Annotated in this window: 12 protein-coding genes; 9 read left to right on the top strand and 3 right to left on the bottom strand. The window is 33.5% G+C overall.

The features are described from left to right. The first annotated feature begins 2 nt into the window (after nt 1-2). The 8 genes from B0A64_RS06595 (at nt 3) to B0A64_RS06555 (ending at nt 5,803) form a co-directional block, all read left to right on the top strand. The gene (locus B0A64_RS06595) at nt 3-461 is read left to right on the top strand and encodes a DinB family protein (RefSeq protein ID WP_089478724.1); all 459 of its coding nucleotides are present in this window, start codon (nt 3-5) and stop codon (nt 459-461) included. A gap of 34 nt (nt 462-495) precedes the next feature. Next, complete coding sequence (locus B0A64_RS06590) at nt 496-1,068, top strand: sugar O-acetyltransferase (RefSeq protein WP_089478723.1); 573 nt, start codon at nt 496-498, stop codon at nt 1,066-1,068. Between the two features lie 3 nt (nt 1,069-1,071). Continuing rightward, nucleotides 1,072-1,461, top strand: a complete 390-nt coding sequence (gene gloA2 / locus B0A64_RS06585) for an SMU1112c/YaeR family gloxylase I-like metalloprotein (protein ID WP_089478722.1) — start codon at nt 1,072-1,074, stop codon at nt 1,459-1,461. 263 nt (nt 1,462-1,724) lie between these two features. After that, on the top strand, nt 1,725-2,996 hold the full coding sequence (locus tag B0A64_RS06575) for a chloride channel protein (RefSeq protein ID WP_244285365.1): 1,272 nt from the start codon (nt 1,725-1,727) through the stop codon (nt 2,994-2,996). Nucleotides 2,997-3,000: 4 nt separating this feature from the next. Continuing rightward, nucleotides 3,001-3,600, top strand: a complete 600-nt coding sequence (locus B0A64_RS06570) for an HPP family protein (protein WP_089478719.1) — start codon at nt 3,001-3,003, stop codon at nt 3,598-3,600. A gap of 88 nt (nt 3,601-3,688) precedes the next feature. Further along, a complete protein-coding gene (locus tag B0A64_RS06565; RefSeq protein ID WP_089478718.1) occupies nt 3,689-4,228 on the top strand; it encodes an IS1096 element passenger TnpR family protein in 540 nt (179 codons plus the stop codon). 114 nt (nt 4,229-4,342) lie between these two features. Further along, complete coding sequence (locus B0A64_RS06560; protein WP_089478717.1) at nt 4,343-4,702, top strand: four helix bundle protein; 360 nt, start codon at nt 4,343-4,345, stop codon at nt 4,700-4,702. A gap of 42 nt (nt 4,703-4,744) precedes the next feature. Beyond that, a complete protein-coding gene (locus B0A64_RS06555) occupies nt 4,745-5,803 on the top strand; it encodes a nucleoid-associated protein (RefSeq protein WP_089478716.1) in 1,059 nt (352 codons plus the stop codon). A gap of 94 nt (nt 5,804-5,897) precedes the next feature. On the opposite strand, the gene B0A64_RS06550 is transcribed toward B0A64_RS06555, so the two are convergent. Together B0A64_RS06550 and B0A64_RS06545 are read right to left on the bottom strand one after the other, a co-directional pair. Next, the gene (locus tag B0A64_RS06550; protein WP_089478715.1) at nt 5,898-6,479 is read right to left on the bottom strand and encodes a TetR/AcrR family transcriptional regulator; all 582 of its coding nucleotides are present in this window, start codon (nt 6,477-6,479) and stop codon (nt 5,898-5,900) included. Nucleotides 6,480-6,548: 69 nt separating this feature from the next. After that, the gene (locus tag B0A64_RS06545) at nt 6,549-7,301 is read right to left on the bottom strand and encodes an SDR family oxidoreductase (protein WP_089478714.1); all 753 of its coding nucleotides are present in this window, start codon (nt 7,299-7,301) and stop codon (nt 6,549-6,551) included. A 227-nt stretch (nt 7,302-7,528) separates the two neighbouring features. Here B0A64_RS06545 and B0A64_RS06540 point away from each other — a divergent pair, with 227 nt between their 5' ends. Then, nucleotides 7,529-9,898 (top strand): GAF domain-containing protein, encoded by a 2,370-nt coding sequence (locus tag B0A64_RS06540; RefSeq protein WP_089478713.1) that lies wholly within the window; start codon nt 7,529-7,531, stop codon nt 9,896-9,898. Between the two features lie 12 nt (nt 9,899-9,910). On the opposite strand, the gene B0A64_RS06535 is transcribed toward B0A64_RS06540, so the two are convergent. Continuing rightward, on the bottom strand, nt 9,911-11,089 hold the full coding sequence (locus B0A64_RS06535) for a Pycsar system effector family protein (protein ID WP_089478712.1): 1,179 nt from the start codon (nt 11,087-11,089) through the stop codon (nt 9,911-9,913). Nucleotides 11,090-11,105: the final 16 nt, after the last annotated feature.

Raw genomic sequence — 11,105 nt, 5'->3', positions numbered from 1 at the left:
TTATGTCAGAAAGCAAAAGAGTTTCAAATTTATATCAATCCATATATAATGGAAATCCGTGGCTGGAGGTTACTTTGGCACATACCTTAGAAAATGTAAGTGCAGAGCAGGCTTACCGAAAGATAAATCCAAATCTAAATACGATTTGGGAGATTGTCAATCATTTGATACAATGGCGAAGAAATATTTTAAGACGTGTTCTGGGAGAAACTGTAATTACTCCGGATCATAATTATTTTGTACCCATTCTGGATTCCTCTGAAGCAGCATGGGAACAATCTCTGCAAAGTCTGGCAAAATCTCAGGAATTGTGGAGTGCCTGTCTGAGTGATTTTAATGATGCTGATTTCGAGAAAATAGATCAAAACAATAATCATAATTTTTATGAAGATATTCACGGAATCATTCAGCATGATGTATATCATTTAGGGCAAATTGTTATTTTGAAAAAATTACTTTAAGGCATAAAAAATTGCCTAAAACATAAAAACAATTATGAAGACCGAAAAAGAAAAGATGATTGCAGGAGAATATTATCTTGCGGGCGATGCCGTTTTAGTAAAAGAACGCAGAAAAGCTAAAAACTTATTACACCGTTTGAACGTAACTGAATATCGTTTGACAAAAAAAGCAAAAGAAATTTTGGCCGAATTAATTCCAAATACAGGCAAGAGTTTTTATATCGAACCTCCCTTTCATTGCGATTATGGTTATAATATTTCTTGCGGTGACAATGTTTATTTTAATGTAAATTGTGTGGTTTTAGATTGCGCACCTGTACATATTGGATCTAATGTTTTTTTTGCTCCAAATGTTCAAATTTACACCGCAACTCATCCACTTGATGCCGAATTAAGAAAAACACTCGAAAGTGCCTTACCAATTTCTATTGGTGACGATTGCTGGATTGGCGGAAATTCTGTAATTTGTCCCGGTGTAACTATAGGAAAAGGGTGTGTTATTGGCGCAGGATCTGTTGTAACAAAAAACATTCCGGACAATTCATTAGCCGTAGGAAATCCGGCAAAAGTAATTCGAAAATTAAATCAGGAACCTGAATCAAAATAAACAATGCTTACCTTAAACAAAGTTCATCATATTGCCATCTTATGCTCTGATTATCAAAAATCTAAAACTTTTTATACCGAAGTTTTGGGTCTAACAATTATCAGGGAAATCTATCGGGAAGAACGCCAGTCCTATAAACTAGATTTGGCTTTAAACGGTACTTACATCGTCGAATTATTTTCGTTCCCCAATCCGCCACAGCGCCCTTCAAGACCTGAAGCCGTTGGTTTGCGTCATTTGGCTTTTGAAGTAATTAATCTGGAAGAAACAATAGCCTTTTTAAATACAAAAAAAATTGAATCTGAACCTATTAGAATTGATGAAACTACCCAAAAGCGATTTACATTTATTGCTGATCCCGATTTGTTGCCTATTGAGTTTTATGAGCGATAATTGTTTGCCACGAAGGCACTAAGACGCCAAGTTTTTTTTAAACTAAATGATTAAACGTCCAATTTGTCATAATGACATAAAATGAGAAAAACCTTCGCGACTTAATGCCTTTGCGGCAAAAACCAACTGAAAGAATTTTCCTGTTTTTATCAGTTTTAACACATTATATTGCGTTTTTTCTATAAAAAACCGAATTTGATTCTTAATTTTGTAATCCGCATAAAAAAAATGCAATTCCAAAAAATCCACATCTGATGAACAAAATGGCGAAAATCAAAAAAAATCATCAATTTATTGTCCTTCAAAAATTAGTTATTGTTTCTGTTTTAATTGGCTTTCTTTCTGCCTTTTTAGGAATCTCACTCAAAAAAATAACAGAATATTACGAAGAAATCTTTTTTCATGAAGTCTCCGTAAATCCAATTTTTTATATCATTTTCCCGGCTTTCGGATTATCTGTCATTTACTTTCTAAGGCAATACCTTTTTAAGAAAAAAGAAAACAAAGGAATCAAAGAGGTTTTTGAAAGCACAAAATCAACTTCAAAAAATTTACCCTCATACAAAATTCCATCACACTTTATAAACGGTTTATTGACTGTAGCTTTTGGAGGTTCGACAGGAATTGAGGTTTCGACCGTTGTTGCCACCGCGACCATTGGATCTGTTGCGCAACAAAAAGAAAATGTATTTCGAAAATACAAAACCGAACTTATTTGTGCTGGTGTTGCAGCAGGTGTTACAGCATTATTCAGTAGCCCGATTGCAGGAGTTTTATTTGCTCTCGAGGTAATTTCCAGAAAAGTTACCCGTGCTTTTGTCATTTCGAATATAATTGCAGTTTCTGTTGCTTATGGTTTACTTACTATTTTAAAAGAAGAACCGTTGTTTGCCGTTTCAATTACAACCTGGCATCTTAAGGCGATCCCGTATTTTATTCTTTTGGGTATCCTGGCAGGAATAAACTCGGTATATCTAACACGTTGCGTGTTATTTTTTAAATCTCAATTTGGTAAAATCGATACACATTACTATAAAATCTTAATTGGTTCAGTAGTTTTGAGCGTTTCCTTATTTGTTTTCCCGCAATTATATGGCGAAGGTTATCATGCTATAAAAGGGATTTTTGGTAGTCAAAATCAAATTCCGTTAACGCTCACACTGGCTTTTACTTTTATTGGGGTTTTACTTCTCAAACCAATTGTAACCTCAATAACATTAGCCTCTGGAGGCGATGGTGGTGTTTTTGCACCCAGCCTTTTTATTGGTGCTTTTTTAGGATTATTGTTGGCCTCATTTTTAAATACCTTTTTTCATGTAGATGTAATTCCGGTTAACTTTATGATTATCGGGATGGCAGCTGTTTTAAGTGCCAGTATTCATGCGCCTTTTACAGCCATATTTTTAGTTTGCGGACTTACCAATGATTATACCTTGTTTTTACCCATTTTGGTGGTTTGCTTAATCTCAAAATATACCGCAAAAATGATCTATCCTTATACTGTTTACTCTTATTCGCCAAGTTTGTTAAAATAAAAAAATGCAAGTTCAAAAAATAAAAAGAAGCTATAGAAAAACGCGTTACATCCTTTACAAAGAAACTCTAATAGATTTCAAAGAACATTTTTGGTCGTTTACAGGATCGTTTGTTGGTATTGGAATTTTGTCTTATCTGGAATCCATCCGCTTTTCGGGTAGCGATATTGTTTTTTTAATAGGTTCCTTTGGAGCCTCGAGCGTATTAGTTTACGGAATCATTCAAAGTCCGTTCTCGCAACCTCGTAATTTAATTGGCGGTCACGTAATTTCGGCCATTATTGGTGTTACCATCAACAAATTAATTCCGGATATTGTTTGGCTGTCCGCACCTTTGGCTGTTTCTCTTTCGATTATATTCATGCAAATTACCAAAACCCTTCATCCTCCCGGAGGAGCTACGGCGCTAATAGCGGTTACAGGTTCTGCTCAAATAAAAGATTTAGGATATATGTATGTGCTTTCTCCTGTTTTAGATGGTGTATTGATTCTATTTGTAACAGCAGTAATTTTCAATAATATGACTTCAAGTCGAAGTTATCCAAGCCATAGTACCTACCATAAACACTATCACAAAATCAGAAAACGACTGGTGGGAAAATGACAAAAAAATCTTTTCAACAAATCGCCCTTCACAATTCGTAAATCATTATTTATATTTTACCTTTGACCTCTCAATAAAAACAAAGATTATGGTTTATAAATTTAGAGTAATTCTAGACGCCGAAGAAGATATTTTTAGAGACATTGCTATTCTTGAAGACGATACTCTTGAGGATTTACACAATGCGATCTTCAACGCTTTTGGTTTTGACGGAATGGAAGTAGCTTCGTTTTATACCTGCGATGAAACTTGGAATCAGGAAGATGAAATTGCACTTTTTGATACTGGCGACGTTCCGGGAGAACAAAGAACCATGAGCGATTATAAATTATCGGATCTCTTAGACGAACAAAATACTAAAATTATATATGTGTATGATTTTATCAATATGTGGACATTCTTAGTAGAATTGGCTGCTATTGAAGATCAAATCGCAGGAGTTCCTTACCCGGAAACTCTATTCTCTCACGGAGAAATGCCCGACGAAGCCAGCGAAAAAAGCTTTGAAGCAGATATGCATGACGATATCTACGGCGAATTTGAAGATGATCTTGACGAAGACGATCTTGATATGTTTGAAGGAGACGACAGCTTTGAAGATTTTGGTTTTGAAGAGAATTGGAATTAGAGGAAAGGTTCAAAGGTTCTGAGTGGCAAAGGTTCAAAGCTTTTCTTTAAAACCTGTGGTTTAAAAATGTAATAATATTCTTATTTTTGTATTTACTTTTTTAAATGCAAAATTATGAACACTTTTCGAGACCTTTTAATCTGGCAAAAATCAATGAATCTGGTAACTGAAATTTACCAATTAACACATTCTTTTCCAAAAGAAGAAATTTATGGATTATCTTCACAAATCAGAAGAAGTTCAGTATCAATACCCAGTAATATTGCTGAAGGTTATGGCAGGGAAGGAAATAATGATTATTTAAGATTTTTAAATATTTCAATATCATCATTATTCGAGATGCAAACCCAACTTGAAATCTCATTCAATTTAAAATATTTAAACGAGAATCAATTTAATAAAATAAATGGAGAAAGCAGAGAAATAGAGCGTATGTTAAGTTCTTTTATCAGAAAAATAAAAGACAGAAAATAACCTTTGTTCCTTTGAGTCTCTGCAACTCTGAACCTAAAATATATGATCAACCTTTTCAACACCCACATCGAGACCCTTGCGATACACCGCGTAGGAAACAAAAGTAGAAACGAAGCTATTTTTTTATCGGAACAACCCTTTAATCTGAATGATGAAATTGTGCCTTTGATAAAAGAATACTTTTTTAAGCCTTTTAGAGAGAAAGAAGAAAACTATTATCAGTTTGCTCACGAAGTCGATTTGGATTATAACGACATGTTTAAATATGCGACGGAGATTTTTGACAATCCAAGTAACTTACAGGAGATTTCAAAAAGAATCACCACACATTTATTCGAGCAATCGAATCATCCGCACATCAAAAACGGAGAGGTTTATGTAACCTATTTAACCAATCTGAGTATTGACAATAATGTTGTTGATGCAATCGGAATTTTTAAAAGTGAGTTACAAGCTGACTTTTTACAATTTGAAGAAAAAAACAGCAATCTGGAAATGATCCTGCAACAAGGTATCAACCTGAGCAAATTAGACAAAGGTTGTTTGATTTTTAATTATAAAAAAGATGAAGGGTACAAAATACTAACAGTAGACAGCAACCGCTATGATGCCCGTTACTGGTTAGAGCACTTTTTATCTGTAGATGCTTTTGAAGATGAAAACTTCATCACAAAAAAATACTTAAAATTCTGTCAGAACTTCGCAAAAGATGTTGTTTTGCCGGCAGAAGACAAAAAAGAAGAAGTAATGTTTATGAACAGATCAGTGAACTATTTCGCTAAAAATGATCAGTTTGAAGAGCAAAATTTCTTAAACGAAGTATTAGACAATCCGGACTTAATTCCTGAATTCAAAAATTATAAAGTTGATAAGGGCGAAAAATACAGCATCGAAGATGTAACCTCATTCCCTATTGCTAATGCAGCAGTTTCTGACGCTAGAAAATCGATTAAAAACGTGATAAACCTGGACACTCACATTCAGATTAAAATGGATTTTATCAATCCTGAAAGTGCTGAAAAATTTGTTGAAAAAGGCTGGGATGAAGAAAAACAAATGTATTACTATCTGGTTTATTTCAATAAAGAAGAAAAAAGCTAGAAGTCATTCATTTTCTATACTTACTTAAAACAAAAAACGGCAACTACATCTGTAATTGCCGTTTTTTATTTTAAGAAACTACTCTTTAATATCATTATAATAATGAAAACAATGCTTTTAGGATATCATCATAAACTTGTTTATCTCTTTCGCCCGCACGTGCCAAAACGCGAATTCCGGAATAATTATTAAAAAGGAACCGGGCTAAAACTTTTGCACTGTTTGCTTTGGAAATCTGTCCTGAATCCTGTCCTTTTTGTACTGCTTTTGTAAAAACTTCTTCCATTATCACGGCATTATTTTTTACAATTTTTGCAATCTCTTCATCATGCATGGCCAGTTCTATAGAAGAATTTACCATAAAACATCCTTTTGTAATCCGGTCTTCCAAACTTTCTATAACAGCTTGCTTAAAGATATTGTGTAAAGTTTCCTTTATATTTTCAGAATGATCAAAAAGTTCCACAATCTGGTTTTGTGCATTCTTCTGGTACCGCTGCAAAGACTGAGAAAAAAGTTTTTGTTTGTCTCCAAAGGTATCATACAGACTAGAACGGCTCAACCCTAAATGTGTTACTAAATCCTGAGCCGAAGTTCCGTTGTAACCTTTGTGCCAAAAAATTTCGATAGCTTTATCTAAAGCCTGATCTTCATTAAATTCTTTTGTTCTAGCCATGACTTCAATATTGAATTATTTTACAAAGATACTAAAACGGAACATTTGTTCCTGAATTTTAGCAAAAAATTATAGTACTGTATTTACTGTAAGTCCACCGTCGACAACAATTTCTGATCCTGTAATGAATGAAGCATCATCTGAAGCAAGGAAACTAATTGTTTTTGCAACCTCTACAGCTTGCCCAAAACGTTTCAATAAAATCTTTTGTCCCAAAGCAGCTCCTAAACCTTCTACTTCTTCTTTTTCTAAACCTACTTTTCCATACAAAGGTGTTTCAATTGGACCAGGAGAAACTGCATTTACTCTGATCTTTCTTGGTGCTAATTCTGCAGCAAATATTCTGTTTAGTGATAAAACTGCTGCTTTACTTGCTCCATATACGCTTGAACCGGGCATTCCTAATTGTGCATTTACAGAAGTATTAAAGATGATTGAACCACCATCGTTTAAAATTGGTAATACTTTTTGAACTGTAAAATAAACTCCTTTTACATTCACATTCATAATACTGTCATAATGCTCTTCTGAAGCTGATTCTACCGGAGCAAAAGCTGCAATTCCTGCATTTAAAAACAGAATGTCTACTTTTCCAAATTGAGATTTAACTTGGTCTACCAGGTTATCGATCGATTTTAAATCAGATTGGTCTGCTACAATTCCGGTAACATTTAATTCCGTTTCGGCTTTTGCCAAAGCTTCTTTGTTTCTGCCTGTTACAATTACTTTTGCTCCTTTTGCAGTTAATTCAGCCGCTGCTGCATAACCAATTCCGCTATTTCCACCGGTTACAATTGCTACTTTGTTTTCTAAATTTTTCATTTTTATTTCTTTTAAAATTATTGATTATTCATTTATTACGGTACAAAGATATAATAACGGAACGATCGTTCCATTATTATTGAAGTTAATATTTTGTTAAAATGATATTTACCCCTAAAAACACTGATTTACAGCAACTAAAATCTATAAGACTATAAACGAAACAAATAATAAAATGGCAAACATTCTTAATTTATGCTTAATTTTGTGGTTTAAAAACAAAAAGTATGGATATTCATTTATACAAAGAAAGTCCCTTTACCACTATCATCTCATTTCATAAACTAATAGAATCTTTTGAAGAAATTGCTTTATCAAATGTTGATTATCGGGCAAACTACGCCAAAGCCATATTAAAACAAATAGAACCAATTCCTGAATTCAGGACTGGTATCCAGGATTTCTCTATCATTAAAAACAATGAAGCTTTAATCAAAAATTTACTGGCTGATTTATTTCCTACGGCATTAACTCAAAATGAAATAAAAGCAGTTACGATTCCTTTTCAAAATATATCATTCAATTATACAGATCGTTTCAAGAAAATTTTGCGCAATGCAGGAGATGAATTTAATATGGAAATTCGTGATTTTGATGATCACCAGTTCTATGTCAACAACTGTTGCCTTATTTTAGGGGTTTATTATAAGCAGAAAATAGATTTTAATAAACCTTTTTTCTATGATATTCCGGATGAAGACGGAGTCGAGAAACATTATCGCATTTTGTATAATGCTGATTTTATGGAAATAATTCCAACAGAAAACGCTTTAGACCTTACTCAGGACGACATTGATTTATTGATGGATAATTACGGTGATATAGAGCTTTGGAAATCAAAATTCCCTCAAGGGAGCTGGATATTAAAAGGTTTTGGAATTGTTTCTTTATTTGATGCAACGACAGAAAGTGCCATTTCAAATTTAAAAAGTAATTTGCTTAAACCGGATGCAAAAACAGTTGCAACGGATGATATTGTAACAAACATTTTTAAATCAATCTTTAAGATTCCGGATCTAAAAGTAGGTTTTATCATTTATAATCCGGAAGAAGAAAAATTTATCAGACCTGTTAAATTTGATAACCAACTTCAAAGCTTCTTACTTTCTAAAGAGCAGGAAGTCGATTGTAAAAATGCTTTTTTTGGCTGTTCATTTGAAAATTTACTGGATAACAAAGAACCTTTTGTGATTTCGAATGTAAAAAAATTCATTGAAGGATCGTCCAACAAAAGACTTGGAGAACATTTGCTAAAACAAGGCATTCAAAGTTGCGTTTTTGCCCCTGTTATTAAAGACGGGCATTTATTGGGCGTTGTTGAGTTAGTTTCTACAAATCCTCGTGATCTGAATAGTGTGAATGCTACTAAGCTTGAGCTGGTTCTGCCGTATCTTACAGATACAATTGATCGCTATAATACAGATATGCAACACCAGATTGCCGCAATTATTCAGCGGGAATACACTACAATTCACCCAAGTGTATATTGGAAATTTAAGAAAGAATCGCAAAATTATTTCCAAAATTCCGGTCATACGAAGGATTATATTTTTAAAGAAATTGTGTTTAAAAACGTATATCCGTTATACGGACAAATTGATATAAAAGGTTCGTCTGAGCACCGAAACGAAACGGTAAAAAGGGATCTTAAAAATCAACTAACGGCGATCTTAAAGATTTTCGAATCCCAGAAAACAACTACTAATCTGGTCCTGTTAGAACAAAGAAAATTTGAGTTAGAATCGTTTCGTGACGAGTTGGATTCTCCTTTAAAAGCTGATACAGAACAGCAGATTCAGCGTTATATCGAAGAAGAAATTCATCCTCTTTTAAAGAATACAAAAGGAAGTGAGAAGAATGAAAAACTGGAACGTTTGTATTTTGAAAGTCTGGACGAAAAAACAGGCTCTTTTTATCAGGAAAGAAAGAAATTTGATAATGCAATGTCTATTATCAATAAACGATTAGCCTCTGTACTGGATAAAAAACAAATCGAAGCCCAACAAATTTATCCTCATTATTATGAGCGTTTTAAAACAGATGGTGTCGAGCATAATTTGTATATAGGGGCATCTATTGCGCCAACGAGACCTTTTGATAGTATGTATTTGCACAATTTGCGTTTGTGGCAATTGCAAACCTTGTGCGAGATGGAACTGGAACACCATCAACTTAAAGAATCTTTGCCTTATGAACTGGATGTAACATCATTGATTTTGGTCTTTAGTTCGCCGCTTTCTATTCGTTTTAGAATGGATGAAAAACGTTTTGATGTTGACGGCACTTATAATGCCAGATATGAAGTGGTTAAAAAACGTATCGACAAATCGAATATAAAAGGTACAAAAGAGAGAATTACAGAGAAAGAAAAAATTACGATCGTCTACTCTCAAAACAGCGAAGAAGCTGAATATTTAAAATACATCAAATACTTGCAACACAAGAAAATCTTAGAACCTTCGATTGAACAATTTGAGGTCGAAGATCTTCAGGGTGTTTCAGGTTTAAGAGCGATTCGTGTTAAGGTTATCAATAATAATGCGAATCCGGTAGCACAAAAAATTACGTACCAGGATTTATTAGATGAGCTCAACTAATTTTAGTTGAGCTTAAATCGATTTAAAAGCAATTACAAACGCTATAACCGTAATGATAATTCCGATCATAAAAAAGTTATAGGCAATTCGTAACAGGTTGTATTTACGTTGCAAAACCAAACCCAGATAGTATAAATCTTTGATCATGGTCGAGTACAGATAATCGCGATCCTTCATCATTTCGTTCATTGCCCAATCATATTCTTCAAGTGGCATTTTATAGAAATTTCCAAAAAACAGTAAATTTATTTTTTTTGCCTCTATATCTTCACGTGTAAAAACTCCTGTAGTCACTTTTGGTCTGGTCGAAAGAATCGCAAAGATGATAGTAACAACACTAGAAATCAACATTATAAAGGTAGGGATTACTAAATGTGCATTTTTAGGACTGTCTAATTTGGGAATAATCGACGAAAGTGCAATCGAAATAATGATCGCATTTACAGACAATAAAATATTGGCTTTACTATCCGCAATTCCGCTTAAGCGCGTATGATTTCCTAACGTAACACGAAATAAAGTATCGACACCACGATCCGGTTTTTCGATTTTATCTTTGTTTTTATTTTCTTTCTCTATTTTATCGGCTTCTTTTTTTTGTTGCTTATCGATTTTCTTTTGCACAGCAAGTAGGTTTTTCTCTTTTAGCGGCTGCCATTTTTTAAGGGCATAATCTGTATAAAATCGATGTTTGTTCCTTAAAAAGTTCAAATTCTCCTTTGCCCATTCGGCGTTCGAGAAATCCAAATTCCAGGTGTTCTTTAGTTCGATACGCAATAATTCGCAAGTCGTTGTATATTCTGCTCCCATAAGGTGAGCAAAATCAGCATCTTTAATAATTTTTTCTAAATGAGTTTTAGGAATGTACTCTTTTACGGTAGCCAAAATCAAGCTTGAAACAGTTGCTATAAATTCGTCTGATTGTTCTTTTTCTTTTAAAAAAGCTGTAGCAATTTTCACACTTTTTTCTTCGTGATTTTCATAACCTTCTATATAACCCGTATCATGAAACCAAGCGGCAACAATAAGCTGTTCTTTATCATCTCCTTTAACATCTTCCTTTTTACAGAGCTCTTTTACCGCATTTACTACCGTTAAAGTATGGTTAAAATTATGATAAGAATATAAATTAGAAAGTTTATCTTTGAGTAAATTACTGACGAAATCTTCGGATTGTTCTATTAAATTCATAGAGAATATTTTTACA

It is taken from the genome of Flavobacterium araucananum (assembly GCF_002222055.1).
In the GTDB taxonomy this organism is placed as follows: Bacteria; Bacteroidota; Bacteroidia; order Flavobacteriales; family Flavobacteriaceae; genus Flavobacterium; species Flavobacterium araucananum.
Note: the sequence above shows the minus strand (reverse complement) of the source record. Positions and strands in the feature narration are given on the sequence as shown.